The 26,202-nt window shown below is 69.6% G+C and carries 25 protein-coding genes and 2 tRNA genes; 11 read left to right on the top strand and 16 right to left on the bottom strand.

Annotated elements, in window-relative coordinates:
* Positions 1-660 (top strand): FMN reductase, encoded by a 660-nt coding sequence (locus ACFQW8_RS00390; protein ID WP_380084995.1) that lies wholly within the window; start codon positions 1-3, stop codon positions 658-660.
* 25 nt (positions 661-685) lie between these two features.
* A complete protein-coding gene (locus ACFQW8_RS00385) occupies positions 686-2,392 on the top strand; it encodes a sigma factor-like helix-turn-helix DNA-binding protein (RefSeq protein ID WP_380084994.1) in 1,707 nt (568 codons plus the stop codon).
* Here ACFQW8_RS00385 and ACFQW8_RS00380 read toward each other — a convergent pair.
* The gene (locus tag ACFQW8_RS00380; RefSeq protein ID WP_380084993.1) at positions 2,381-3,208 is read right to left on the bottom strand and encodes a sulfurtransferase; all 828 of its coding nucleotides are present in this window, start codon (positions 3,206-3,208) and stop codon (positions 2,381-2,383) included. The two genes, ACFQW8_RS00385 and ACFQW8_RS00380, sit on opposite strands and share 12 nt — an antisense overlap.
* A gap of 35 nt (positions 3,209-3,243) precedes the next feature.
* On the opposite strand from ACFQW8_RS00380, the gene dusB reads away from it, so the two are divergent.
* Positions 3,244-4,467 carry a tRNA dihydrouridine synthase DusB gene (gene dusB, locus ACFQW8_RS00375; protein WP_380084992.1) on the top strand — a complete coding sequence of 408 codons (1,224 nt, stop codon included), beginning with the start codon at positions 3,244-3,246 and terminating at the stop codon, positions 4,465-4,467.
* A 12-nt stretch (positions 4,468-4,479) separates the two neighbouring features.
* Entirely contained in the window at positions 4,480-5,151 is a 672-nt protein-coding gene (locus ACFQW8_RS00370; protein WP_380084991.1) for a YdeI/OmpD-associated family protein, read from the top strand.
* On the opposite strand, the gene ACFQW8_RS00365 is transcribed toward ACFQW8_RS00370, so the two are convergent.
* Positions 5,148-5,858 (bottom strand): hypothetical protein, encoded by a 711-nt coding sequence (locus tag ACFQW8_RS00365; RefSeq protein ID WP_380084990.1) that lies wholly within the window; start codon positions 5,856-5,858, stop codon positions 5,148-5,150. The two genes, ACFQW8_RS00370 and ACFQW8_RS00365, sit on opposite strands and share 4 nt — an antisense overlap.
* A 92-nt stretch (positions 5,859-5,950) precedes the next feature.
* Here ACFQW8_RS00365 and ACFQW8_RS00360 point away from each other — a divergent pair, with 92 nt between their 5' ends.
* The gene (locus tag ACFQW8_RS00360; RefSeq protein ID WP_380084989.1) at positions 5,951-7,177 is read left to right on the top strand and encodes a deoxyguanosinetriphosphate triphosphohydrolase; all 1,227 of its coding nucleotides are present in this window, start codon (positions 5,951-5,953) and stop codon (positions 7,175-7,177) included.
* A gap of 9 nt (positions 7,178-7,186) precedes the next feature.
* Here the strand turns inward: ACFQW8_RS00360 and ACFQW8_RS00355 are convergent, their stop codons facing one another.
* Positions 7,187-7,723, bottom strand: a complete 537-nt coding sequence (locus ACFQW8_RS00355) for a dihydrofolate reductase family protein (protein WP_380084988.1) — start codon at positions 7,721-7,723, stop codon at positions 7,187-7,189.
* Between the two features lie 192 nt (positions 7,724-7,915).
* Between ACFQW8_RS00355 and dnaG the strand changes: the two genes are divergently transcribed.
* The 3 genes from dnaG (at position 7,916) to ACFQW8_RS00340 (ending at position 10,587) form a co-directional block, all read left to right on the top strand.
* A complete protein-coding gene (dnaG, locus tag ACFQW8_RS00350) occupies positions 7,916-9,865 on the top strand; it encodes a DNA primase (protein ID WP_380088539.1) in 1,950 nt (649 codons plus the stop codon).
* On the top strand, positions 9,862-10,380 hold the full coding sequence (locus tag ACFQW8_RS00345) for a hypothetical protein (protein WP_380084987.1): 519 nt from the start codon (positions 9,862-9,864) through the stop codon (positions 10,378-10,380). Before dnaG ends, ACFQW8_RS00345 begins: the two co-directional genes overlap by 4 nt.
* 134 nt (positions 10,381-10,514) lie before the next feature.
* Positions 10,515-10,587 (top strand) — tRNA-Asn (locus ACFQW8_RS00340).
* Between the two features lie 54 nt (positions 10,588-10,641).
* On the opposite strand, the gene ACFQW8_RS00335 is transcribed toward ACFQW8_RS00340, so the two are convergent.
* From ACFQW8_RS00335 to ACFQW8_RS00320, 4 genes are all read right to left on the bottom strand, one after another.
* Positions 10,642-11,583: an amino acid ABC transporter permease gene (locus ACFQW8_RS00335; RefSeq protein ID WP_380084986.1), complete on the bottom strand. Its 942-nt coding sequence runs from the start codon at positions 11,581-11,583 to the stop codon at positions 10,642-10,644.
* Complete coding sequence (locus ACFQW8_RS00330) at positions 11,580-12,242, bottom strand: amino acid ABC transporter permease (RefSeq protein WP_380084985.1); 663 nt, start codon at positions 12,240-12,242, stop codon at positions 11,580-11,582. The genes ACFQW8_RS00335 and ACFQW8_RS00330 overlap by 4 nt, the downstream gene beginning before the upstream one ends.
* A gap of 90 nt (positions 12,243-12,332) precedes the next feature.
* A complete protein-coding gene (locus ACFQW8_RS00325) occupies positions 12,333-13,190 on the bottom strand; it encodes a glutamate ABC transporter substrate-binding protein (protein ID WP_380084984.1) in 858 nt (285 codons plus the stop codon).
* 24 nt (positions 13,191-13,214) lie between these two features.
* The gene (locus ACFQW8_RS00320) at positions 13,215-13,955 is read right to left on the bottom strand and encodes an amino acid ABC transporter ATP-binding protein (RefSeq protein WP_380084983.1); all 741 of its coding nucleotides are present in this window, start codon (positions 13,953-13,955) and stop codon (positions 13,215-13,217) included.
* A 140-nt stretch (positions 13,956-14,095) separates the two neighbouring features.
* Between ACFQW8_RS00320 and ACFQW8_RS00315 the strand changes: the two genes are divergently transcribed.
* Positions 14,096-14,169, top strand: a tRNA-Ile gene (locus tag ACFQW8_RS00315).
* Between the two features lie 68 nt (positions 14,170-14,237).
* Here the strand turns inward: ACFQW8_RS00315 and ACFQW8_RS00310 are convergent.
* Entirely contained in the window at positions 14,238-15,416 is a 1,179-nt protein-coding gene (locus ACFQW8_RS00310) for a hypothetical protein (protein WP_380084982.1), read from the bottom strand.
* A 409-nt stretch (positions 15,417-15,825) separates the two neighbouring features.
* Here ACFQW8_RS00310 and ACFQW8_RS00305 point away from each other — a divergent pair, with 409 nt between their 5' ends.
* The gene (locus tag ACFQW8_RS00305) at positions 15,826-16,341 is read left to right on the top strand and encodes a DUF3145 domain-containing protein (RefSeq protein WP_380084981.1); all 516 of its coding nucleotides are present in this window, start codon (positions 15,826-15,828) and stop codon (positions 16,339-16,341) included.
* Positions 16,342-16,505: 164 nt separating this feature from the next.
* Here ACFQW8_RS00305 and ACFQW8_RS00300 read toward each other — a convergent pair whose 3' ends face one another.
* The 8 genes from ACFQW8_RS00300 to argG form a co-directional block, all read right to left on the bottom strand.
* The gene (locus tag ACFQW8_RS00300; protein WP_380084980.1) at positions 16,506-17,954 is read right to left on the bottom strand and encodes an acyl-CoA carboxylase subunit beta; all 1,449 of its coding nucleotides are present in this window, start codon (positions 17,952-17,954) and stop codon (positions 16,506-16,508) included.
* On the bottom strand, positions 17,954-19,198 hold the full coding sequence (gene fabF, locus ACFQW8_RS00295; RefSeq protein WP_380084979.1) for a beta-ketoacyl-ACP synthase II: 1,245 nt from the start codon (positions 19,196-19,198) through the stop codon (positions 17,954-17,956). The genes ACFQW8_RS00300 and fabF overlap by 1 nt, the downstream gene beginning before the upstream one ends.
* A 79-nt stretch (positions 19,199-19,277) precedes the next feature.
* Positions 19,278-19,526, bottom strand: coding sequence for an acyl carrier protein (locus ACFQW8_RS00290; RefSeq protein WP_380084978.1), 249 nt, complete (start codon positions 19,524-19,526; stop codon positions 19,278-19,280).
* A 106-nt stretch (positions 19,527-19,632) separates the two neighbouring features.
* A complete protein-coding gene (locus tag ACFQW8_RS00285; RefSeq protein ID WP_380084977.1) occupies positions 19,633-20,634 on the bottom strand; it encodes a beta-ketoacyl-ACP synthase III in 1,002 nt (333 codons plus the stop codon).
* A 6-nt stretch (positions 20,635-20,640) separates the two neighbouring features.
* Entirely contained in the window at positions 20,641-21,819 is a 1,179-nt protein-coding gene (locus tag ACFQW8_RS00280; RefSeq protein ID WP_380084976.1) for an acyltransferase domain-containing protein, read from the bottom strand.
* Positions 21,820-21,897: 78 nt separating this feature from the next.
* Positions 21,898-23,112 carry a PucR family transcriptional regulator gene (locus tag ACFQW8_RS00275; protein ID WP_380084975.1) on the bottom strand — a complete coding sequence of 405 codons (1,215 nt, stop codon included), beginning with the start codon at positions 23,110-23,112 and terminating at the stop codon, positions 21,898-21,900.
* A 66-nt stretch (positions 23,113-23,178) separates the two neighbouring features.
* The gene (locus ACFQW8_RS00270; RefSeq protein ID WP_380084974.1) at positions 23,179-23,448 is read right to left on the bottom strand and encodes a hypothetical protein; all 270 of its coding nucleotides are present in this window, start codon (positions 23,446-23,448) and stop codon (positions 23,179-23,181) included.
* A 40-nt stretch (positions 23,449-23,488) separates the two neighbouring features.
* Complete coding sequence (gene argG, locus ACFQW8_RS00265) at positions 23,489-24,916, bottom strand: argininosuccinate synthase (RefSeq protein WP_380084973.1); 1,428 nt, start codon at positions 24,914-24,916, stop codon at positions 23,489-23,491.
* A 133-nt stretch (positions 24,917-25,049) separates the two neighbouring features.
* On the opposite strand from argG, the gene ACFQW8_RS00260 reads away from it, so the two are divergent.
* The gene (locus tag ACFQW8_RS00260) at positions 25,050-26,177 is read left to right on the top strand and encodes a glycerophosphodiester phosphodiesterase (RefSeq protein WP_380084972.1); all 1,128 of its coding nucleotides are present in this window, start codon (positions 25,050-25,052) and stop codon (positions 26,175-26,177) included.
* The last annotated feature ends 25 nt before the right edge of the window (positions 26,178-26,202 follow it).

The raw sequence follows: 26,202 nt of genomic DNA, 5'->3' as shown, positions 1-26,202 counted from the left end.
ATGACCCGTCGCATCGTCGCCGTCACCGCTGGCCTGTCCGAGCCGAGCTCGACCCGGCTGCTCACCGACCGGCTCGTCGAGGCCGTCGACCGCCACGTGACCGCTCACGGCGAGGAGGCGAGCGTCGAGGTCATCGAGCTCCGTCCGCTCGCACGGCTCATCGCCGACCAGATGCTCACCCGCTTCCCCAGCGGGGAGCTCACCGCGGCCATCGAGCTGGTCACCGGGGCGGACGCGCTCATCGCCGTCACGCCGGTCTTCTCGGGCTCCTACAGCGGGTTGTTCAAGGCCTTCTTCGACAACCTCGACGTCGGCGTGCTCGACGGCAAGCCAGTCCTCCTCGGGGCGACCGGCGGGTCGGCTCGGCACTCGCTCATGCTCGACCACGCCATGCGCCCGCTCTTCAGCTATCTGCACGCGTCGGTCGTGCCCACCGGTGTCATGGCAGCGACCGACGACTTCGGCACGGTCGGCCTCGACCGTCGGATCGACCGCGCCGCGGCCGAGCTGGTCGTGACGCTGCTGGGTGCCACAGCCGGTGCGGCGTCGGCTCATTCGGGCTTCCTGCCCGCACGGGACGAAGAGCGTGAGGCCGGCTTCACGGAGCGCTTCGACGAGGTCACCGACTTCACGGAGCTGCTGCGCCGCGCCTCCGGCTGATGCGGATGAGGTGGACACTGACGGGGTGACCCGGGCGCAGAACGAAGTCGAGGACGAGTTCGCCGACTTCGTCCGCGCGCGCCAGCACCAGCTGCTCCGTGCGGCATACCTCGTCTTAGGGGACGTGAGCATCGCGAAGGATCTCGTGGAGGCAGCGTTCAGCGCGCTCGCCCTGCACTGGTCCAAGGTCAAGGACGACAGTCCGGACACGTTCGTGCGATCACAGATGTATCGTGCCGCGATCTCGGCGCGACGCAGCCCACCGACGTCCCTGCCGCGCTCGGCCGGCCGCGCCGCACCCCACCACGGCCTCGTGCTCGACCGCCTCCCGCCGAGACAACGCGCTGTCACCGTCCTGCGGTTCTTCGAGCACCGGAGCGAGCGGGAGACAGCAGACATCCTGGGCACCACGCTCGGCAGCGTCCGGAGCCAGGCCCGCGCGGGCGAGGCGCTCGCCGGGCTGCTGGCTGACGCAGCCGAGTCGGTGGCCGAGAGCGACTTCGTCGATGCCGCACGGGCGGGGGCGGCGGCGCGTCGTCACCGGCGCCGCCGTGTCGCAGCCGGGGTCGTCCTCGGTGCGGCCGGCATCATGGCCGTCGCCCTCGTCCTCCCGAACGACGCCGACCGGGGTTCCGCGCTCCCGGCCCCCGCCCCCTCGACGTCCATCACGGCGTCGCGGGACACGCCGTGGGACCCGCGAGCGTTCAGCCTGCTCGAGGTCACGAGCCAGGTGGGTCCCGACCCGGCCCAGATCGGCACCCTGCCCAAGATCGACGACCTCACGAGACGGCAGCTCGCGCTGCCCGAGGTGCTGGCCTTCAGCCCCGTCCTGCAGATGCCCACGCTGAGCGAGGTGGGCGGCAACGGAGCACCCGTGCGGGCCGTGCTGCTGCGCTACTCGGCCGAGGGGTTGCGGCCGGTGCTCGTGCGCCCCACGCTGAGCAACCCCTTCATGCTCGTGGACACGATCACGCTCGTGCCGAACGTGGACGAGGGCGGCACCACGTCGGAGCCACTGGAGGTCACGGCGATCGCCGGCGACCGGCGTCACGTGCTCTTCCTCCAGTCGGGCAAGGTCCTCGTGCTCGATGCCTTCACGGGTGAGACGCAGACGTTCGCCGTCCCGGACCAGCACCTCGAGAGTGGCGGGTGGACCTCGAACGGGGCATCGATCATCGCTTCGTCGCGGACCTCTCACTGGCGGATCACCCTCCACACGGGGGTGGTGCAGCGACTGGGTCCGGCAACTCGGCCCGGGCGCCACGAGGTCGTCGTCGCCGGGGACGACGAGCTGCGCGTTCTGAGTTTCGACGAGCAGGGCGCCTCGAGCGGAACACTCACGGGGCCACGAGTCCTCGGCGATGTCTGGGGGTCGACCTTCACCAACGCCGACAGTCGAGTCGCCACCGGGGGGTTCCTCAGCCAGGTCGCCGCGAGGGAGGCGAACACCCGGCATCCCGAGCGGCTGTTCCAGGGTGTCTTCACGGTCGACACCGAGGACATGGGTTCGGCGCGGCTCCTCATCGCTCCCGGGAGCGAGGGGGTGGCCAAGGGGTGCTGCGAGGTCCTCGGGTGGGCCTACAACGACCAGGTCCTCATCCGCTGGAACGCCAGGGACCTGCTCGCCTGGGACGTCGGCTCCGGTGGGTTGCGCCGTGTGTCGACCCTGCCCGGGTCGCAGGAGCAGGCGGTCATCGGCGCCTCCGCCGCGGCCGTGGCGCTAGCCCCCTGATCCGGTCTCCACGGGGCGCTCGGGGTCGGTGATCCAGTGGCTCCACGAGCCGATGTAGGGCGTGGCCTCGAAGCCGGCGAGGTGCAGGGCGAGGGCCGTGTGGGCCGCGGTGACACCCGACCCGCACGACGTGCCGATGTGACGTGCGTTCTCCGCGCCGAGCCCCGTGAAGTAGTCGCGCAGCTCCTCGGGGGACCTGAACCGGCCATCAGCCTGCAGCTGGTCCGCCATCGGTGCGCTGCGGGCGCCGGGGATGTGGCCGGCGACCGCGTCAATCGGCTCGGTCTCGCCCCTGAAGCGTTCTCCTGCACGTGAATCGAGGAGTATGCCGTCCTGCGCCACTCTCGCTGCCGCTTCGGCATCGAGGACGGGGACCGATCCGACGTGCACCGTCACGTCACCCGTGGCCGGGGCCGGGACGTCGGTGGTCACCGGCAGACCGGCGTCCTGCCACGCGGCAAGCCCACCGTCGAGCACCCGCACGTCCGTGAGGCCGGCCCAGCGCAGCACCCACCATGCCCGGGCCGAGCCCAAGGACGTCTGCTGGTCATAGACGACGAGACCGTCACCGTCGTGCACCCCAAGAGCTCGAAGTCCCTCCTGGAGCACATCGGGGTCGGGCAGCGGGTGTCGGCCGCCCTCGCCGGGAGGTCCTGCCAGGACCGCGTCGAGGTCGAGGTGCGGAGCGCCAGGGACGTGCGCCGCGGCATACAGGCTGGGTCCGTCCCCCGCCAACGAGTACTGCACGTCGAGCACCCGGACCTCGCCGGCGTCGACGAGGGCGGTGAGCTCGGCAGGCGTGAGGAGCGTGGACATGGGGCCCAGTCAACCAGTGGGACAATCGAGGGGTCATGAGTGCTTCCACGATCGGCCCAGCCGCCACCGCCAAGCCCGTCCTGCCCCCGTTGCAGATCGGCCGTCACACGATCCAGTCGCCCGTCGTCCTCGCGCCGATGGCCGGGATCACCAACCGGGCGTTCCGGCGACTGTGCCGTGAATACGGTTCTGCCGGATCCGTTGCCGGTGGAGCGAGCGGTGCGACGAGCCTCTATGTCAACGAGATGGTGACGTCGCGCGCCCTCGTCGAACGCACCCCCGAGACGATGCGGCTCATCAGCCATGGCCCGGAGGAGCACCCCAGGTCGGTGCAGCTCTACTCGGTCGACCCGGTGACCGCCGGGCTCGCCGCGCGCATGCTCGTCACCGAGGACCGCGCCGACCACATCGACCTCAACTTCGGCTGCCCCGTGCCCAAGGTGACCCGCAAGGGTGGGGGAGCGGCCCTGCCCTGGAAGACCGAGCTCTTCCGCGGCATCGTCAGCGCCGTGGTGCGCGAGGCCAACCCCTACGACGTGCCTGTCACGGTCAAGATGCGCATCGGCATCGACGCCGACCACATCACCTACCTCGACGCCGGGCGCATCGCCGAGGGTGAGGGCGCCGCCGCCGTGGCCCTTCACGGGAGGACTGCGGCACAGGCCTACTCGGGCCAGGCCGACTGGTCTGCCATCGCCCGGCTCAAGGAAGCCGTGACGACGGTGCCGGTCCTCGGCAACGGTGACATCTGGTCCGCCGAGGACGCGCTCGAGATGGTTCGCCAGACGGGTTGCGACGGCGTCGTCGTCGGGCGCGGATGCCTCGGGCGCCCGTGGCTCTTCACCGACCTCGCAGCAGCCTTCGCGGGCACGCCGACCCGGGTCCAGCCGGGGCTGCGTGAGGTGACGGACACGCTCCGGCGGCACACGGCATACCTCGTCGACTTCTATGACGGCGACGAGCTGCGCGCGTGCCGCGACATCCGCAAGCACATCGCCTGGTACCTCAAGGGCTTCCCGGCCGGTTCCACCGTCCGCAACCAGCTCGCCCTCGTCGACGGGCTCCAGGCGCTCGACGACCTCATCGGCACGATGGACCTCGACGCGCCCTGGCCCGGGGATCCGGCCGAGGGCCAGCGTGGACGCGCCGGCTCTCCCCGCGTCGTGGCCCTCCCCGAGAACTGGCTGCGCTCGCGCGAGCTCAACGAGGCCCAGCGCGCCCAGATCGCCCAGGCCGAGCTCTCTGTCTCAGGTGGCTGACAGACTGCGTGCATGACCCAGATCGGTGTGCCGGGCGGCTCGCCCGAGCGTCCCGCGCTCTTCTTCCGTGACGCAGCCGAGTTCCGTGCCTGGCTCGAGGCCCACCACGAGACCGCCACCGAGCTCTGGATGGGGCTGCACAAGAAGCACGTCCCTGAGCGCGGTCTCACGTGGGAGGACGCCGTCCCCGAGGCACTCTGCTTCGGCTGGATCGACAGCGTCTCGCAGCGCATCGACGAGGACAGCCGGCGCCAGCGGTGGACGCCGCGCAAGTCCTCCAGCATCTGGAGCGCCGTCAACATCGCGCACGTCGAGCGGCTGACTGCCGAGGGAAGGATGCTGCCGGCCGGCATCGCTGCCTACGAGAAGCGCAAGCCCGAGCGGAGTGGCATCTACGCCTACGAGGCGGGACGGGAGCTGACCGAGGCGCAGCGTGCGCAGCTGCTCGCCGACCCGGCTGCGGCGGCGTTCTGGGAGGTCGCGTCGGCGTCCTACCGCAAGGTGGCCGAGAACTGGGTGGCGAGCGCCAAGCGCGAGGAGACCCGTGAGAAGCGGCTCCTCCAGCTGATCGACGACTGCGCGCACGGTCGGCTCATCCCGAGCCAGCGCTACGGCACGGCACCCAGGTGGGTCGAGCGCGCCGCGACAGCCGCTGCCGAGGCGACCGGCGGCGGGACGGGCTAGTCCGCCTGGTCGACCAGGTGCTCCGGCGGCGCCATGGCCGTGATCTTCGACCCCCAGCTCATGAACACCGAGGTCGTGGTGTCCCCGCCGGACCTCACCACGACCTCGACCGGGCGCTGCTTGTCGTCCGCGCACACCTTGGCCGTGGCGTCGGTCCCCTGGTTGGCGTCCAGACCGAACGTGTGGCAGGTGGCCTCCACGCCCCTGACCGACGCCGTCGAGGCCTTCGAGACCGAGGTGGCCGCGTCGAGCACGCCGAGCAGGCCGTCGAGGGTCGCGCCCTCGAGCCGCTGCGCCGTCTCTCGCTCGCCCAGCTGCTTCCACCTGTTGTTGGACTTCTTCTCGCTCTGGTCCTTGACCCAGCCCACGCCCTCGACGACGTCGAGCGTCCAGATCTCCTCGCCGACGTGCAGGACCCGGGCTGAGGGCGGGGTGGTGAAGGCGGTCTCGATCTCCTCCTGGGTCACGTCACCGTCGGCCTCCGTCAGCGTCCGGGTGACGACGACCGAGCCTGCTGCCTTGGCGGCGGCCTTGATGGGCCCGGTCGTGTCCGTCGGGTCGGCTCTGCGGTCCGGGGTGGTCGAACCGTCGGTGGACTGCGCGCCGTCGCCACCCGAGCCACCGTCGGGGTCGCCACCCGTGCAGGCGCTCACCGAGAGCAGCAGGGCCACCGCACCCGTCACCCACGAGGCCACCCCTGTCCGCACGCGCCAGCCCCTTCGTCGCTCTCCTCGGGATGGTGTCCCGACCTGGTGCCACCCTAAGGGGCGTTGCTGCTCGACCCTCTAGGGTCGTCTGCGTGACCTACACCGCCGGCGACCGGGAGCGCTGGGTCGCCGAGGACCCGGCCCACAAGCGCGCCGACCGTGACGACTTCGCTCGCGACCGGGCGCGCCTCGTGCACTCGGCGTCCCTGCGCCGCCTCTCGGCCAAGACGCAGGTGCTCCAGCCCGGCAGCGACGACTTCATCCGCAACCGGCTCACCCACAGCCTCGAGGTGGCCCAGATCGGTCGCGAGTTCGGGGCGGCGCTCGGGTGCGACGCCGATGTCGTCGACACCGCCTGCCTGGCCCACGACCTCGGTCATCCGCCGTTCGGTCACAACGGCGAGACCGCGCTCAACGCGATCGCCTCGGAGATCGGCGGCTTCGAGGGCAACGCCCAGACCCTGCGCATCCTCACCCGGCTCGAGCCGAAGCGCTTCCACGCCGACGGGCGGCCTGCCGGGCTCAACCTCACTCGCGCCTCGCTCGACGCCACGACGAAGTACCCCTGGGCGCGCGGTGAGTCACCCTCTCCCACACCGAAGTTCGGAGTGTATGCCGGTGACCTTCCGGTCTTCGAGTGGTTCCGCGAGGGCGCCCCGGCCGGGCAGCGCGCCTTCGAGGCCGAGGTCATGGACTGGTCCGACGACGTCGCCTACTCCGTGCACGACGTCGAGGACGCCATCGCGTCCGGCCGGCTGGATCCGCGGCTGCTCCGCAGCGGCGTCGACGTCGACGCCGTGCTCGACGTGGCCACGGCGACCTATGCGACGGACCTGTCACGCGACGCCCTCGGTGAGGCGCTGGAACGGATCCTCGCCACGGACACCCTGCCCACGGCATACGCATCGACCCGTGCCGACCTGGCCCATCTCAAGGACATGACGTCACGACTCATCGGCCGCTTCGTCCAGGCCGTCGAGGTGGCCACGCGCGAGCGTCACGGCTGGGGGGAGCTCGTGCGGCACGAGGCCGACCTCGTCGTCCCCGACGCGACCCGGGCCGAGTGCGCCGTCCTCAAGGCCACGGCTGCCCACTTCGTCATGAACGTCGTCGAGCGGGTCGAGCTCATGGCGGGGGAGCGGGACGTCGTCGCGGACCTCGTCGCGGCCTACCGCCACGACCCCACGCGGCTCGATCCCGAGCTGCGAGCCGACCACGACGCGGCGGTCGACGACGGTGACGCGCTTCGGGTGGTCATCGACCAGGTCGCCTCGCTCACCGACGTGCGAGCGCTCCACCTGCACCGTCAGTGGTGCTGACGGCTCGGCTCAGCGGACGACGTCGAGGACGTTGAGCTGCACCCCGTTGCCGTATGCCGCGTGCTCGGTGAGCGTGAGGCGCTGCCGGCTGTCGCCGTCGGTCAGGAAGAGGCGCTTGCCCCTGCCGAGGACGACCGGGTAGACGAGCAGGTGGTAGCGGTCGACGAGGCCCGCCGCGGCAAGGCCCTGGGCGAGGGTGGCGCTCGCGTGGACGAGGATCGTCCCGGGCTCCTCGGACTCCTTGAGGGCGGCCACCTCGTCGAGGCTGCGCAGGACGCTGGTGTTGTTCCACTCGGGGTCGGTCAGGGTGCTGGAGACGACGTACTTCGGCATGGCGTTGTAGTCGGCGAACTCCTCCATGGTCGGCCACACCGGCGCGAACTCGTCGTAGCTCTGCCGCCCGAGGAGCAGGCAACCGGCGTCGGCCTGCTCACGGCCCTTGATCTCGTAGGCGGCGTCGTCGTGCTCGACGACCTCGAACGTCCAGTCCGGTGACTCGACGACTCCGTCGAGGGAGATGAACTCGGAGACGATGAGGGTGCGCATGGTGCTGATCCTTCCAAGAGGGGGAGCCCCGTGGGGCGGTGTCATGTCCTCCACGAACGGCGGGCTGGGGATACGACACATCCCCGCAAAGTTCGTCGCGGCATACTGAGCACCCACCCGGAGTTGAGCACAGCAACGCTCGAGCACACCAGCAGACGAGCACACCAGCAGACGAGCACGGACGGAGGACGCGTGGCGGGCCGGATCAACGCTGACGACATCCAGACCGTCAAGGAGCGCTCCTCCATCGAGGACGTCGTGCGTGACCACGTGACACTGCGACCCGGAGGCGTCGGCTCCCTCAAGGGCCTCTGCCCCTTCCACGACGAGAAGACACCGTCGTTCACCGTGCGCCCGGCGGTGGGGGCCTACCACTGCTTCGGCTGCGGGGAGGGCGGCGACGTCATCTCGTTCGTGCAGAAGGTCGAGCACCTGACGTTCTCCGAGACGATCGAGCGCCTCGCCGCCAAGATCGGCATGGAGCTGCGCTACGAGGAGGGTGGTGGTCCGCGCGAGGGCGGCATCGGCAAGCGGTCGCGGCTCATCGAGGCTCACCGCGTCGCCGAGGAGTTCTATGCATCGATCCTCGTCGACCGGCCCGACGCCCGCCCCGGTCGTGACTTCATGCGCGACCGCGGGTTCAACCGGGCGATCGCCGAGCAGTTCGGGATGGGCTTCGCGCCACGAGGTGGCGAGGACCTGACCCGGCACCTGCGTGAGAAGGGCTTCACCGAGGACGAGGTGGTCACCGCCGGCCTCTCCGGCCGAGGGAGCCGGGGACTCTACGACCGGTTCCGGGGCCGCCTCGTCTGGCCGATCCGCGACGTCACGGGCGACACGGTGGGCTTCGGTGCCCGCCGACTGCTCGACGACGACCGGATCGCCGCGAAGTACCTCAACACGTCCGAGACGCCCATCTACAAGAAGTCGCTGGTGCTCTACGGCCTCGACGCCGCCAAGAAGGCGATCGCCCGCGACCGGCAGGCCGTCATCGTCGAGGGCTACACCGACGTGATGGCCGCCCAGCTCTCCGGCGTCGAGGGCGCGGTGGCGACGTGTGGCACGGCCTTCGGCATCGACCACATCAAGATCCTGCGCCGCATCATGCGCGACGAGGCCGACGGGGCGCCCGCCAAGGTGATCTTCACGTTCGACGGCGACGCCGCCGGGCAGAAGGCCGCGATGAAGGCGTTCGGCGAGGACCAGCGCTGGGCCTCGCAGTCGTTCGTCGCCGTGGCCCCGGACGGCATGGACCCGTGCGACCTCCGGCTCGCCAAGGGAGGTGAGGCGGTCAAGGCCCTCGTCGACGACGCCGTGCCGATGTTCGAGTTCGCGGTGCGCACCACGATGAAGCGCTTCGACCTCGAGACCCCCGAAGGTCGTGTCCAGGCGATGCAGGCCGTCGCGCCCATCATCAACTCGATCCGCGACTCGTCCCTGCGCCCCGAGTACATGCGCAGCGTCGCCGGCATGCTCGGCGTCGAGGTCGAGCAGGTCCTGATCGAGGTCCAGCGCGCTGGTCGGATCAAGGCCCGTGAAGGTGCTGACGGCGCCGCATCGGGTCGGTCCGCGGACCGCACGCCCGCGTCGACCGACGACGTTCCCGAGCCCAACGCCCAGGAGGGCGCGGCCGCGCTGCCCCCGCCGAACCTGCGCGACCCGGTCGTCAACAACGAGCGGCAGCTGCTGCAGGCGCTGCTGCAGTACCCCACCCGGTTCACGACCGAGACGATCGACGCGATCCCACCCGTGGCGTTCACCGCCCCCGCGCACGCGGCGATCTTCGACGGAGTGCGCACCGTGGCCGCTCGTGCGTCGCAGCTCTCGACGGCGGGGTGGGCCGCTGCCGTCGCCGAGGCCGCGCCCCTGGCCGTCCGAGGCCTGCTTGCCGAGCTGTCCGTGGCCCCCCTGCCGACGAAGGTCGACACCACCACCGGCCTGCCGCCGCAGCGCTACCTCGAGTCCCTCGTCATCGGGGTCCACGACTCGGGCCTGAGCCGTCAGATCGCTGACGAGACCGCGGCGATCCGACGTCTGCAGAACTCGCCCGAACCCGACCAGGAGGCCCTCCGTGCCCGCTCCCGCCGACTCATCGAGCTCGAGATGAACCGTGCCCGCATGCGTGATCGGCTCACGTCATGAGGCTGGGACGCCTGGGCCGACGTGGGCCCGAGATCCCCGACGAGGTCAGCTCGACGTTGGGCGAGCGAGCCGCCGACGTCCTGTCCGTGGTGCGCGATGCGCGCACCACGGCATACCTCGTCGCGACGAAGACGCACGTGTATGCCGTCCGCGACGGTTCCGTGGAGCTCGACCGGCCGTGGCACATGGTCGACACGGGATCCTGGGACGACGAGACGGCACACCTCACGGTGAACTGGGTGGACAAGGCGCCGGCGACGGTGTGGGAGCTCGGCGACCCCGGGACGTTCCCGCAGGTGCTGCGCGAGCGGGTCCAGGCCACGGTCGTGCTCTCCGACGAGGTCGAGCTCGGCCCGAAGCGCAGGGCCCGCGTGGTCGTCCGCAAGGACCTCGCCAACGGTGCGCTGATGGGGCAGACGATTCTCGGCCGCGGCGTGCGTTCCACCGATCCCGGGGTGCGCGAGGAGACCCGAGCCGCGCTCGACCGGCTGCGCGAGCAGGTCGGTCTCGACTGACCGACGTTGCGGTAGAGGGGTCACGTGGGGCGTTTTCGTGACAGGCCCCACCCTTTGCTATCGTTGCGCAGCGCGCTGCCCGCAGCACGCCGCCTGGCGCCGACAGCACTGAATCAGTGTGGTGTGGATGTCATTCCCCTGTAGCTCAATTGGCAGAGCAGCCGACTGTTAATCGGCAGGTTGTTGGTTCGAGTCCAACCGGGGGAGCAGACGGACGAAGGGCCCGGATCATCGCGATCCGGGCCCTTCGTCGTGGTCCGGTCAGCGCGCGGTGCTGGTCGGGTCGATGTTCTGGACGTTGGAGCCACCGACTCCTTGGGCGGGCATGGTCCCTGTTCCCAGGGGTGCGCCGGGCATCGCGTTGGTCTGCGCTCCGCCGGCGGTCTTGCCGCGCCGGTTGATCCGTCGCGACACCCGTCCGGCGATGACCGTGAGGGTGTAGTTCATCAGGATGAACAGCATCGCTGCGACGAGGTAGGCCGGCACCGTGTTGGAGAAGGCGGAACCCAGGGTCTTGGACCAGTTGAGCAGCTCTGGATAGGTCACCTGGTAGCCCAGGGCCGAGTCCTTGAGGATGACGACGAACTGGCCGATGAGCGCCGGAAGCATGGCCGTGAGGGCCTGAGGGAGCTGGATCGACCGCAGGGTCTGCCACGAGGTCAGACCGATGGACAGGCCCGCCTCGGACTGGCCCTTAGGCAGCGAGTAGACGCCCGAGCGGACGAGCTCGGCGAGCACAGAGCCGTTGTAGAGCGTGAGGCCGGTGACCACGGCTGCGAGCGGTGCGGTGGAGGCCGAGAAGAGGTCGCCCCGGGCGAAGAGCCCGAAGTAGGCGAAGATCATCATGAGCAGGACGGGCACGGACCGGAAGAACTCCACGACGACTCCGCAGAACCAGCGGATCGGCGTGATCGGCGAGAGTCGGCCGATGCCGAAGACCAGCCCGAACACGGCGGCCAGGACGATCGAGATCGCGGCTGCCTTGAAGGTGCCCACGAGCCCGTTCACCAGGTAGTCACGCCACACTGCCCGGTCGGTGAGGAACGGCTTCCAGAGCGCCGGCTCGAGCTGCCCCGCCTGCTGCATCTTGCGCAGGGCGAGTCCGAGGATGGCGACGATGAGCACGATGCCGACGACCGTGAGGATGCGGTGCCTGCGCCGGGCACGAGGGCCCGGGGCGTCGAAGAGGACCGAGGTGCTCATCGCTTCACCGCCAGACGGCGCGACAGGGAGGTGAAGAGCAACCCGAGCGGCAGGGTGAGGATGACGAAGCCCAGGGCGAAGATGGCGAAGACCGTGAACGATCCGCCCTCGAACTCGATGATCCGTTGCATCAGACCCGCTGCCTCGGCCGAGACGATGACTGCTGCCACCGTCGTGTTCTTGATGAGCGCGATGAGGACTGACCCCAGTGGGGCGATCGCGCCACGGAAGGCCTGCGGGAGGATGACCTCGCGCATGCTCTGGCTGAAGGTGAGGCCGATCGCGCGAGCGGCTTCGGCCTGGCCTGCGTCCACGGTGTTGACGCCGGACCGCAGGGCCTCGCACACGAACGCTCCGTGGTAGACCGCGATGACGACGATGGCCCAGCGGATGGCGTTCTGGTTGATGTCCTCGGACAGGCTGATGCCGACGATGTAGGTCAGACCCAGCACGCTGAGCACCATGAGCAGCGTCAGCGGGGTGTTGCGGAAGATGTTGACGTAGCCCGCACCGATCATGCGCAGGACGGCCACGGGCGAGACGCGCATGACGGCCGTGATCGTGCCGATGACCAGGGCGCCGAGGGCGCCGAAGAACGACAGCTTGATCGTCCACCAGAACGCACCGAGGACGTCGTAGTTGCTGAGGATCTCACCCATGGGCGGAGTCCTTCCTCCTCACGTGTGGGTTCGCGCAGGTATGCCGTCCCCTCAAGGTGAGCGGACGGCATACCCGCGCTGTGGACGGACTCAGGAACAGGCGTCCGGCTTGGGCGGGTTGGTCGCGGTGTCGACCTTGAAGCCGGCCGGGCCGAGGTTCGCGTCCACGGCCTTCTGCCAGTCACCGGAGTCGATCATCTTCTTCAGGGCGGTGTTGATCTTCTCGCACATGGCGGTGTCGCCCTTCTTGATGCCGACGCCGTAGCGCTCCTCGGAGAACGGGGCGCCGACGACCTTGAGCTTGCCCTTGTACTGGTCCTGCGCGGCGTAGCCGGCGAGGATCGTGTTGTCGGTCGTCAGGGCGTCGATGCCCTTGGACACGAGGGCTGCGACGCACTCGGAGTAGGTCCCGAACTCCTGGAGCTGGACCCCTGGAACCTTCTTCTTGACGTTCTCGGCCGAGGTCGACCCCGTCACGGAGCAGAGCTTCTTGCCTGCGAGCGAGTCCGGGCCCGTGATCGAGCTGTCGTCGGCGCGGACGAGGAGGTCCTGGCCCGCGATGAAGTACGGCCCGGCGAAGGACACGGTGGCCTTGCGCTTGTCGGTGATCGAGTAGGTCGCGAAGATCATGTCCACCTGACCGGTGGAGAGGAGCGTCTCGCGCTGGGCAGAGGGGGCCTGGACCCAGCTGATGTCGCCCTCCGAGCTGCCGAGCTCCTTGGCGACGTACTTGGCGACATCGACGTCGAGCCCGGTGTAGCCGTTGCCCTCCTTGAGGCCAAGTCCCGGCTGGTCGAACTTGATGCCGATCTTGACGGCCTTGCCGCCGCCTTCGCTTCCACTTCCTGCGTCGGCGTTGCCGCCGGTGTCGGCGCTGTCGCCGCACGCGGCGAGACCGAGGGTGAGCACCGATGCGGCGATGACCGCGCTGAGCTGACGAACCTTCATGTGTTTCCTCCTGTTAGGGCTGGGTCAGTGGGCGAGGATCTTGGCAAGGAAGTCCTTGGCCCGGTCGCTCTTGGGGTTGGTGAAGAACTCCTCGGGGGTGTTCTCCTCGACGATCTGACCGCCGTCCATGAAGACGACGCGGTTGGCGGCCTTGCGGGCGAAGCCCATCTCGTGGGTGACCACGATCATCGTCATCCCCTCCTTGGCGAGACCGACCATGACGTCGAGCACCTCGTTGATCATCTCGGGGTCGAGCGCAGACGTCGGCTCGTCGAAGAGCATGACCTTGGGCTCCATGGCGAGCGACCGCGCGATGGCGACCCGCTGCTGCTGTCCGCCGGAGAGCTGCGCGGGGAACTTCTGCGCCTGTTGCGCGACGCCGACCCGCTCGAGCAGCTCCATGCCGCGCTTCTCGGCGGCGTCCTTCTTCTGCTTGCGGACCTTGATCGGACCCAGCGTGATGTTGTCGAGGATCGTCTTGTGGGCGAAGAGGTTGAACGACTGGAAGACCATGCCGACGTCCGCGCGGAGCTGGGCGAGCTCCTTGCCCTCCTCGGGGAGCTTGTTGCCGTCGATCGTGATCGTCCCGGACTCGATCGTCTCGAGACGGTTGATCGCCCGGCACAGCGTGGACTTGCCGGAGCCCGACGGACCGATGACGACGACGACCTCTCCCTTGCCGATCTCCATCTGGATGTCCTTGAGGACGTGGAGGTCGCCGAAGTGCTTGTTGACGTCCTTGAGGACGACCAGGGGCTCAGTCATGAGCGGCAACCTACCGTCCGGCGTCGCCCGTCACGCGAACCTGCGCCGAGGCGACACCGATTCGCAACGTGCCGTGCCTCGCGAGAACGGCGGGGTATGCCGTCCGATCGCCGTGCGCGGGTAGGCTCGGCTCCGCTTTAGGGGCGGTAGCTCAGTCGGTCAGAGCAGCGGACTCATAATCCGTCGGTCCTGGGTTCAAGCCCCAGCCGCCCCACCGTCCGGGCATCAGAGCGGGCCGACCCCGTCGGAGTCGGCCCGCTCTGGTCGGTCACGTGCCGCGGATCAGCAGGCCTTGCCCTTGCCCTTGCACGTCGTGGTCGGCGCGGTCGTCGTGGGGAGCGCGTTCACGTTGAGCCCGTCCAGCTTCACGATCGTGGCGTTCAGGCGTTGGCCGAGGTAGACCGTGCCGTTGTGCACGCCGATCGACCAGGAGAGGTCCGGCGTCTTGGCCACTCCCTTCCAGGTCATGCCGTCAGCGCTGCGGAAGACACCGTCCCCGGCGAGGGCGTAGATGTAGCCGTCACCGGGAATGTCGAAGTCGAGGACGTTCCAGCCGGTCGAGGGCAGGACCGTGGTCGCCTTCTGCCCATCGAAGGCCACGACGCCTTTGGCGTAGTTCGTGCAGATGATCTTGCCCTTGAAGACCTCGACCGCCCGCGCCTCGACCGTGTGGCAGGGGTTGAGGCCGGCCAGGGTCGACCACTTGGTGCCGTCGAAGACGCGCAGCGGTGCGCCACCTTCGACGTCGGTCGCCTGCAGGTACATCTTGCCGCCGAGGGCAGCGGCCCAGTAGTAGCGCTCACGCCCGCCCTCGATGACCGAGGTGTCCCTGGCGACCATCGACCACGTCGTCCCACCGTCGGTGGAACGGTAGGCAGCCGCGCCACCCTTGGTCGTGCCGGGATACTTGGCCGAACCCACCATCCACAGGTCGGACCCGGTGAGGGTCGCGACGTCGTAGACGTGCTCGGCCGGCGCCTTGAACTCGTTGGTCCAGGTGCCGCTGGCGTTGGTGGAGAAGCCCTGGTTGGCGCTGGCGGACCCCGTCGGATCGGTCCACGGCGCGTAGAGCTTGCCGCCCAGCTTGCGGAAGGTCGTGATCTCCTCGGTCGGAGCCGTCAGACCACTCTCCGCGAAGGTCCGGGTGGTCGGGTCGAAGGTGCTCACCTTGGTGGGCCCGGAGTTCCCGATGTAGTCCCCGTGGCCGACGTAGAACGTGCCGTTGTCCATGGTCAGGCTGCGAATCGTCTTGCCGGACGCGGTCGGCTTCGCCAGGGCGGAAGGGCTCACGCCGACCACCGAGGTCGGGTACGTCGGGAGGTTTGCGGTGGGCGGGGGTGGCGGGGTCGGCTTGGCCGCCTGCGCCGGGCCGGCCGCGAGGCCGGCGACGCAGCCGAGGCCAGTGATGGTGGCGGCCAAGACGGCCAAGAGCGGCCGACCTGACGTCTTTCGAGTGTCCATCGTGGTGCTCCTCAGGGAAAGGAAGGGAGGCCCGAAAGCGTCGGGATGGGACTGATAGTGGAGGACAACCACCCCGGCCACAACCCCTAATGGCTATTTCTTCTAGGCCGTTATGACTATGAGTCGCAATCCACCTCTGGTCAATGGGAGTGCTCATGACTAGCACTCCCGGACTGGCCCGGATCTTCGTCGCGTGCAGATGGGGTGTCGGACATGGTGTTCGTGGTGCTTCTGCGGCATCATGGGGCCCGTGGTTCACGAGTTCGCTCGTGAGGCATGCGTGGCAGGAGAGTCAACGGCACTCGGTGGGTGCCTGCATAGCGAGCAGAACGGCATACAGATCTGTTGCCTCCGAAGGACCGTGCGAAGGCGTTGGGGAAGACGTCCCTTGCACGTGAAGGAGGCCAGGATGTCTGTCGCGACGCGACGTATCTCGACCCGGGGAGTGGTGTTCATCCACTCGGCCCCGGCAGCGCTGTGCCCTCACATCACGTGGGCGCTCGAGTCCGCCACGGGCTCTCGCGTCACTTTTCCCTGGTCCCCGCAGCCCGCTGCGCCAGGCCTCATGCGTGGTGAGTGGTCCTGGATCGGCGAGCAGGGCACCGGTGCCCGCATGGCCTCGACGCTGCGCGGGTGGCAAGGGCTGCGCTACGAGGTCACCGAGGACCCGAGCGCCGGCTGCGACGGCTCCCGCTGGTCACACACCCCTAGCCTGGGCATCCACCACTCGACGACGTCCGCCAGTGGTGACGCGGTCATCAACGAGGAGCGGCTCAAGGAGATCCTCATGCTCGCGCAGGGGTCACCCGAGGCCATCCAGGAGATGGTCGAGGAGGTCCTCGGCACCGAGTGGGACAACGAGCTCGAACCCTTCCGCTACGCCGGCGACGGCGCTCCCGTCCGCTGGCTGCACAAGGTCGGCTGACCCCGCACGAGGCCACCGAACGCCGTGAGGCCCGCTCCCGTACAGGGGGAGCGGGCCTCACGCTTGCGTCAGGAGATCACAGGGCGGGGTCCTCCGGGGAGCTCTGAGCCTGCGAAGAGATCACAGGGCGGGGTCCTCCGGGGAGCTCTGAGCCTGCGAAGAGATCACAGGGGAATGTTGTTGTGGTCGCCCCGGCGTTGGGGTGCCTCAGCGATCGCCCTGGCGATGGCCGAGCGGGTCACGTTGGGCTCCACGATCTCGTCGACCACGCCGATCTCGACGGCACGGGCCAGACCACCGGACAGGGCGTCGTGCTCGTCGGCGAGCTGCTGCTCGACCGCCGCGCGGTCGGCGTCGTCGACCTCGACGAGGCGGCGACGGTGGAGGATGCGGATCGCCGCCACCGAACCCATGACCGCGACGTGGGCGGTCGGCCACGCGAAGACCCGAGTGGCGCCGAGCGAGCGCGAGTTCATCGCGATGTAGGCACCGCCGTAGGTCTTGCGGGTCACGAGAGTCACGCGCGGCACGACGGCTTCGGCGAACGCGTGGAGCAGCTTGGCCCCGCGGCGGACGACGCCGTCCCATTCCTGGCCGACTCCGGGCAGGTATCCCGGGACGTCGACGAGGACGATGAGCGGCACCCCGAAGGCGTCACACATGCGCACGAAGCGAGCAGCCTTCTCGGCCGAGGGGGAGTCGAGGCAGCCGCCGAGGCGCATGGGGTTGTTGGCGATGACGCCGACGGTGCGGCCACCGAAACGACCGAGCTGCGTGACGATGTTGGGGGCCCAACGCGGGTGCAGCTCAACGGAGTCGGCGCCCTTGTCGAGCACGTTGTCAACCACCGGATGGACGTCGTAGGCGCGCTTGGCCGACTCCGGGAAGGTCGCCTCGAGGTCGAAGTCCTCGACCTTCGAGACCTCGAGCGTCCCCTGGTCGGCGAGGAGGGAGCAGAGCTGGCGCCCCCGCTCGTAGGCCTGCTCGGTCGACTCGGTGACGACGTGGACCACGCCGCTGCGGCGTCCGTGCGGCTCCGGTCCACCGAGGCGCAGGGCGTCGACGTTCTCGCCGGTGACCGAGCGGACGACGTCGGGTCCGGTGACGAAGATCCGTCCGTCCGGGGCGAGGATGACGATGTCGGTGAGGGCGGGACCGTAGGCCGCGCCGCCTGCCGCCGCGCCGATGACGACGGAGATCTGCGGGATCTTGCCGGACGCCCGGGTCATGATCGCGAAGACCTCACCGACCGCGTGCAGGCTCACGACACCTTCGGGCAGGCGTGCGCCTCCCGAGTGCCAGATGCCGACGACCGGTATGCCGTCCGCCAGCGCCCGCTCGTAGGCCGCCACGACGACCTTGCAGCCGTCGACCCCCATCGCGCCACCCATGATGGTGGCGTCGGAGCAGAAGGCGACCGCGCGGGTGCCCTGGCAGGTGCCCACGGCGGCGAGCATGCCGGAGGTGTCCTCGGGGGTGATCAGCTCGACGGTGCCTTCGTCGAAGAAGGCCTCGAGGCGCAGCCGCGGGTTGCGCGGGTCGGTGGCCCGGTCCGGCTTGGGCTTCGTCGCTGCGGACGCAGTCGCGGAGGACTCGTTGGGCTGGCGTGACATCAGACGCTCTTCACGGTGAGGGCGACGTTGTGACCGCCGAAGCCGAAGGAGTTGTTGAGCGCCGCGATGTCACCGTCGGGGAGCGTGCGGTGCTCGCCCCGGACGACGTCGAGGGCGATGGCCGGGTCCAGGTCGTCGATGTTGATGGTCGCCGGGGCGATGCGGTGGTGCACGGAGAGGATGGTGAACAGGGCCTCGAGAGCGCCGGCCGCACCGAGGAGGTGCCCGGTCATCGACTTGGTCCCGCTGACGCACATGCCGTCGGTCGCGTCACCGAAGGCGCGACGGATGGCGTTGGCCTCGGCGACGTCACCGACAGGGGTGGACGTGGCGTGCGCGTTGATGTGGACGATGTCCATGGCCGTGAGCCCGGCCCGTTCGACGGCCTCGATCATGGCGCGGGAGGCGCCTGCACCCTCCGGCTCGGGGGCGGTGATGTGGTGGGCGTCGGAGGACATCCCGGCAGCTCCGAGCTCGGCATAGATCCGTGCGCCACGGGCCTTGGCGTGCTCCTCGGACTCGAGGACGATCACGCCCGCACCCTCGCCCATGACGAAGCCGTCACGAGCGGTGTCATAGGGGCGGGAGGCGTGTGTCGGGTCGTCGTTGCGGGTCGAGAGCGCCTGCATCTGGGTGAAGCCGGCGAAGGGCAGCGGGTGGATCGCGGCCTCGGTGCCACCGGCGACGACGATGTCGGCTCGGCCGAGACGGATCTGGTCCATCGCCAGGGCCATCGACTCGGCGCCCGATGCGCACGCGGAGACGGCGGTGTGGGCACCGGCGCGGGCGCCGAGGGCGAGCGAGACGTTGCCGCTGCTCGTGTTGGGCATGAGCATGGGGACGGCGAGCGGGAAGACGCGCCGCACGCCCTTCTCCCGCAGGTTGTCCCACTGGGTGAGGAGGGTGTGGACACCGCCGATGCCGGTGCCGATCGCCACCATGAACCGGTCCGGGTCGACTTCGGGCGAACCCGCGTCGGCCCAGGCCTCGCGCGAGGCGACCATGGCGTACTGCGCGCTGGGATCCATGCGGCGGCACTCGACCTTGGTGAGCACCTCCTCGGGGGAGGTGTGGATCGAGGCGGCGAAGGTGACGGGCAGCTCGTACTTCTCCACCCAGTCCTGGGTCAGGGGGCGAGCACCCGACGTGCCGGCGAGGATCGCTTCCCACGTCTGGGTGATCGTCCCGCCGAGCGGGGTGGTGGCTCCGAGACCCGTGACGACGACGCGACGTTCGGTGCTCATGTCGATGACTCCTTGGCGTGGGAAGGTGTCCCGGTGCCGCCCCCACGACATGGGGGCGGCACCGACGGAACAGCTGAGGTCAGCTCTGGTTGGACTTGATGAAGGTGACGGCGTCGCCGACGGTGCGGAGGTTCTTGACCTCGTCGTCGGGGATGCGCACGCCGAACTTCTCCTCGGCGTTGACGACGATGGTCATCATCGACAGCGAGTCGATGTCGAGGTCGTCGGTGAACGCCTTGTCGCTCTGGACGGTCTCGGGGTCGAGGCCGGTCTCCTCGTTGACGATCTCTGCGAGACCCGCGAGGATCTCCTGCTCGCTCTGAGCCATGTGTCCTGCTCCTTCATGGTTCGGGTCCGCCGGATGCGGACGCTCTGGGGTGCTGCGGTGGTGCTGTCGTGCTTGGTCCGTGATGACCCGCGGACCGCGGGAGTATCTATGGCAGGACGACGACCTGTCCGGCATACGACAGGCCCGCCCCGAAGCCGATCTGCAGGGCGAGGGCACCCCGCAGTTCTGGCTGCTCGCGCAGGAGGCGCTCGGTGGCGAGTGGCACGGAGGCCGCGGAGGTGTTGGCCATGTCGACGATGTCCCGGGCGACGGCCACGTGCTCGGGCATCTTGAGCTGCTTGCACATCGCGTCGATGATCCGGACGTTGGCCTGGTGTGGGATGAACGCGTCGAGCTGGTCGACCGTCACGCCGGCGGCGTCCAGCGCCTGCTGGGCCACGGGGGCCATGCTCCACACGGCCCAACGGAAGACCCGCTGACCCTGCATGCCGATCGTCGGCCACTCGAGCTTCTTCTCGTGGACGTCGATCCAGCTCTCGTTCTGCGCGATCACGTCCCACTTGTCGCCCTCGGACCCCCAGACCGTCGGCCCGATGCCCACGGTCTCGGACGGCGACACGATCGCAGCCCCGGCGCCGTCGCCGAAGATGAACGCGACCCCTCGGTCGGTGCGGCTGGTGAAGTCGGAGAGGCGCTCGACGCCGACGACGAGCACGTGCCGGGCGCTGCCGGCGCGCACCATGTCGTTCGCGAGAGAGATGCCGTGGCAGTAGCCCGCGCACGCAGCCGAGATGTCGAAGGCGGCCGGCTTGGACATGCCCATGCGGTCGGCCAGCGCCGGTGCGGCGGCAGGGGTCTGGTAGGGGAAGGTCACGGTCGCCAGGATCACGGCGTCGATGTCGGAGACGTCGAGACCGGCCATCTCGAGAGCGCCCCGGGCGGCGAACTCGGACATGTCGACGACGCTCTCGCCGTCACCGGCGAAGCGTCGGGTCTTGATGCCCGAGCGCTCCTGGATCCACTCGTCGGAGGAGTCGATCGCCTCGACGAGCTCGGAGTTGGGGACGACCCGGCGCGGTCGGTAGGCGCCGATGCCCGAGATGCGGGTGTGAGCCGCACCGGTGCGAGAGGTGATGAGTCCGGACATGGCGGCTCAGCCTTCCTGGGGGTGGAGGCGAAGGATCGGCTGGCCCGGTGAGACGGGGTCGCCGTCCTCCACGAGCCACTCGACGATGCGGCCACCGTGCGGCGCGACGACCTCATAGGTGTCGCGCAGGGTGCCGACGGTGGCGATGACGCTGCCGGTCTCGACCTCGGTCCCGAGCTCGGTCGCGGTGAAGGAGACCATGCCCTTGGCGGGGCTGATGACGAGGCGCCACGTCGGGTCCTGTGCGACGCCGGACGAGACGGCGTGCTCCTTGACCATGCGGTGCGCCTGCTCGAGGTCGTCGGGGGACTTCAGCGCCAGGATCTCGACGCCCTTGAGGGCGCGCTTGGCCAGACCGGCGAGGGTGCCGGCAGGGGGGATCTCGATGATCCCCGTGACACCGAGCTGGGCGAAGGTCTCCATCGTGCGGTCCCACCGCACCGGGTTGCTCACCTGGCTCACGAGGCGCCCGAGGACCTCGCGGCCACTGTGGACGACGGCGCCGTCGCGGTTGGACACGAGCGGCACGCGGGCGTCGTGGGTCGACATGGCCTTGGCGTAGCCGGACAGGACGTGGACGGCCGGCGCCATGTGCTCGGTGTGGAACGCCCCGGCGACCTTGAGCGGGATGACCCGGCTCTTGGCCGGGGGTTCGGCCGTGAGCGCGGCAAGCTGCTCCATCGTGCCGGCGGCGACGACCTGGCCGGCGCCGTTGATGTTGGCGGGTGTGAGGCCGTGGCGCTCGATGGCGGCGAGGACCTCGTCGGGGTCGCCGCCCATGACCGCACTCATCCCGGTCGGCTGGACGGCGCTCGCGGCCGCCATGGCCTGGCCGCGCTCGCGGACGAACACCATGGCCTGCTCGGCCGAGATCACACCCGCGGCGGACGCAGCCGTGATCTCACCGACGGAGTGGCCGGCGCCGGCCCCCACGAGGCGGAAGCCGTCAGCGGGGTGCTGGAAGAGCGCCAGGAGCGAGACGAGGCCCGAGGCGACGATGAGCGGCTGCGCGACGGCCGTGTCCTTGATGGTCTCCTCGTCCGACTCGGTCCCGTGTTTGACGAGATCCATGCCGGCGACGGCGGAGAGCCACCCCATCCGCTCGCGCAGGCCGGGGATGGCCAACCAAGGGGTGAGGAAGCCGGGGGTCTGGGAGCCCTGTCCCGGGCACACGATCACAAGCACCTCTTCAGAGTGGCGGTGACCGAGCCTGCTGGGGGCGACGGACCGAGACGATTCTCGGCCGCCAGATCTGTAGGGTTCCTACAACGGCGGTGACGGGGGCCCCGACGCCCGGGCCACGCGGGTCGACGGCTCCGGGGCCACTCGCCCATAGGCCAGGGCGAGCCGCACGGTCTGCGCGTCGTGCGGGTCGGTGAGGTCGTAGCCGATGGTGTCGGCGATCTTGCCCAGCCGATACCTCACCGTGTTGGTGTGGACGAAGAGTGCACGGGCGGTGCCCTCGAGGCCGAGACCTCCGTCGAGGTAGGCCGCGGCCGTCTCGAGGAGGTTGCCGCCACCGCTGGCGGACAGGGGCGCATAGACCCGTGAGACGAGGGCCGCCCGCGCCGGGAGGTCGCCGAGGAGGGCCCGCTCGGCGAGCAGGTCGTCGCTGAGGACCGGACGTGGGGCGGTGGGCCACGCCGGAGCGGCCGTGTGACCCGACAGTGCGGCGCGGGCGCTGCGCCCCGCGGCATACAGGTGTGGGACGACCGGACCGACGACGATCGGACCCTCGCCGAAGTGCTCGCCAAGGCGGGACGCCGTCGTCAGGGCATCGGTGACCTGTCCGACGATGCTGACGATGCGCCTGCCGTGGATCGCGACGAGCACCTCGACACCGAGACGCTTGGCGCCGCGGTGCAGCTCGTCGACCACCCGTGCGGTCCCTGTGCTCGGGGTGGACCCGACGAGGACGCACACGTCCGTGGTCGTGCCCCACCCCAGCGCGGACGCTCGGGACTGCATGGAGTCGTCGGCCTCGCCGCGGATGACGGCGTCGACGACGAGTGCCTCGAGCCGGGCGTCCCAGGCGCCGCGGGCCTCGGCCGCGTGGGCGTAGACCTCGGCGACGGAGAAGGCGATCTCACGGCTGTAGCGCAGCACCGCCTCGCGCACCTTGGTCTCGTCGCCCCGGGCCGCGAGGTTCATGGACTCCCGCTCGACCACGTCGACGACGGTGCGCATGAGGTCCAGGGTCTGGCCGAGGCTGATCGACCGGGTCAGCTCGCGCGGCGCGGTGCCGAAGACGTCGGCCGTGACGTGGGCATGGTCCTGGCTCCCGCTGAACCACTCGATGAACGACTTGATGCCGGCCTGGGCGATGAGCCCCACCCACGAGCGCTCCTCGGCGGGGAGGGCGCGATACCACTCGTGGTCGCTCTCCATCTGCTGCACCGCGGCCGCGCCGAGGTCACCTGCGGTGCGCTCGACCCGGCGGCGTGTCGCTGCCGACGGGCGGGTTCTCGAGGTGGCCACGACGGAAGTCTATTTGTATGCCGTGCACAACCTCCCGGCATACGCCGTCGTGCGTCGTGGTGCCCCTCAGGGCCGCCACCCCAGGAGCTGCTCCCCGAGGGTGAGGGTGAGCAGCCAGACCGCCGCCGCGACGACCGGGAGCAGGAGCACGAGCCAGGGTCGGCGCGTGAACCACCGCAGGGACAGCACGGCGAGCAGCGCCCAGAAGAGGAGCAGGAGCACGATTGCCCACAGCGGAGCCACCAGTCCGGACGAGACATAGATCGGCAGCGCGCCGATCAGCCCCAGCACTCCCAGAGTCGCCACGGCCCGCTCGAGAACCTGTCGCCCGTCCATGGCACCCAGCATCCTCCGGAACTGGCCGCGCAGGTCCGGTTCAGTCCCTGCCGGACTCCATGGCTGCACGGTCGAGAGCGTCGTCGCCGGAGCTGCGGTCGACCGGGCTGTCGGCGATCCGGTCGTAGCCGCCGGCCGGAAGGTCGCCGAAGAGGGTGCCGTTCTCGACGAGCAGCTGACCCTGCTCGACGGGCTGGCTCGCGTAGAGCTCGAGCTTGGCCCGGCTGTCGGCGATGTCGAGGTTGCGCATGGTCAGCTGACCGATCCGGTCCAGGGGCCCGAAGGCGGCGTTCTCGACCCGCTCCATCGACAGCTTGTCGGGGTGGTAGCTGAAGTTCTCACCCGTCGTGTTGACGATCGAGTAGTCGTCGCCGCGCCGCAGTCGCAACGTGACCTCGCCGGTGACGACCGACGCGATCCACCGCTGGATGGCCTCGCGCAGCATGAGCGACTGCGGGTCGAGCCAGCGGCCCTCGTAGAGCAGCCGACCGAGCTTGCGACCCTCTGCGTGGTAGTTCGCGATGGTGTCCTCGTTGTGGACCGCGTTGAGGAGGCGCTCGTAGGCGATGTGCAGCAACGCCATGCCCGGAGCCTCGTAGATGCCTCGCGACTTGGCTTCGATGATGCGGTTCTCGATCTGGTCGGACATGCCGAGCCCGTGCCGGCCGCCGATGGTGTTGGCGAGGTCGACGAGCGCGACCGGCTCCAGGTCCTCACCGTTGATGGCGACCGGCCGACCCTGGACGAAGCGGACCGTCACCTCCTCCGGCTCGATGACGACCGACTGGTCCCAGTGCTTGACGCCCATGATCGGCTCGACGATCTCCATGGACTCGTCGAGGTGCTCGAGGGTCTTGGCCTCGTGCGTCGCGCCCCAGATGTTGGCATCGGTCGAGTAGGCCTTCTCGGCGCTGGCCTTGTAGGGAAGGTTGCGCTCCGTGAGCCACTCGCTCATCTCGTGCCGGCCGCCGAGCTCGCCGACGAAGGCTTCGTCGAGCCACGGCTTGTAGATGCGCAGGTCCGGGTTGGCGAGGAGTCCGTAGCGGTAGAACCGCTCGATGTCGTTGCCCTTGAAGGTCGAGCCGTCCCCCCAGATCGAGACGTCGTCGGCCTGCATGGCGCGCACGAGCAGGGTGCCGGTGACGGCCCGGCCCAGGGGAGTGGTGTTGAAGTAGGTCCTGCCGCCGCTGCGGATGTTGAAGGCCCCGCAGGCGAGGGCGGACAGACCCTCCTCGACGAGGGCGCTGCGGCAGTCGACGAGTCGGGCAACCTCTGCGCCGTACTCTCCGGCGCGCTCCGGCACGGTGTCGATCTCGGGCTCGTCGTACTGCCCGAGATCGGCCGTGTAGGTGCAGGGGACTGCGCCTCGCTCGCGCATCCAGGCGACGGCGACGGAGGTGTCGAGACCTCCGGAGAAGGCGATGCCGACGCGCTGGCCGACCGGCAGGGACGTGAGTACTTTGGACACGCTGCAAGACTATACAGCCGAGCGTATAACCACAAACTGTGCGTATGCCGGTCGGCCAGGTGTCGTGGTCTTGTCACCCACTGTCCATGTCCCCGACAGGCGGTGGGACCGAGACCGCCCTACCTTGGCAGGCATGAAGCGAACCCTTGTCTCCCTCTCCCTTGCTGCCGGTCTGGCTCTGTCGACCCTGACCGCGACGGCGTCGGCCCAGGCCGACGCCCCGCCCACCTCCAACGGCCGGGCGAAGTTCACGACGCCACTCGTGCACGCGCACCGCGGGGCCTCGGGCTATCGGCCCGAGCACACGCTCGCTGCCTACCGCCTGGCCGTGCAGCAGGGTGCGGACTTCATCGAGCCGGACCTGACCCTGACCAGGGACGGCGTCCTCATCGCCCGTCATGAGCCGGAGATCAGTGGCACGACGAACGTCGCGGCCCACCCCGAGTTCGCCGACCGCAAGGTGACCAAGCGGCTGGACGGCGCAGCCGTCACGGGCTGGTGGGTGGAGGACTTCACGCTTGCCGAGCTCAAGACCCTCAGGGCTGTCGAGCGACTCGGGGCGCAGCGTCCGGAGAGCGCGAGCTTCGACGGCCAGTTCGAGGTGCCGACGTTCGAGGAGGTGCTCGACCTCCGCGAGGAGCTCAGCAGGCAGACCGGGCGCACCATCGGCGTCATCCCCGAGATCAAGCACTCCACCTTCCTCCACGACGCCGGTTTCGACCCCGAGGTCGCGGTGGTGTCTGCCCTCACCGCTCACGGCCTCAACCGCCCCAACGCCGCAGTCTTCGTGCAGAGCTTCGAGCTGACCCCCCTGATCCGGCTCGACGACGAGCTCGGCTTCAAGGCCGGTCTCGTCTTCCTCGTCAGCGGGAGCGGCCGACCCTACGACCTCGTGGACCAGGGTGACCCGCGCACCTACACCGACCTGCTCACCCCCACCAGCCTCAAGGCACTCGTCAAGGACGTCGACGGCCTCGGGGTCGACAAGAGCCGGGTCATCCCGCGCAACGCCGACGGCACGCTCGGCACGCCCACCGCACTCGTCGCCGATGCGCACAAGGCCGGGCTCGACGTCACGCCGTACACGTTCCGGGCCGAGAACTCGTTCCTGCCCGTCGACTACCGGATCGGCACCAACCCGGCGACCTACGGCCGGATGGGTGACGAGGTGACCCGCTTCTTCGAGGCCGGCGTCGACGGCGTCTTCTGCGACCAGCCGGACATCTGCGTCAAGGCGCGCACGGAGTTCCTCGCCCGCTGACCGCCCTCTCCAGTCCCTCCCGACC

Origin of the sequence: Knoellia altitudinis, assembly GCF_042666355.1 — a bacterium.
Lineage (GTDB): Bacteria > Actinomycetota > Actinomycetes > Actinomycetales > Dermatophilaceae > Knoellia > Knoellia altitudinis.
This window is presented reverse-complemented; position numbering and strand designations above follow the sequence as displayed.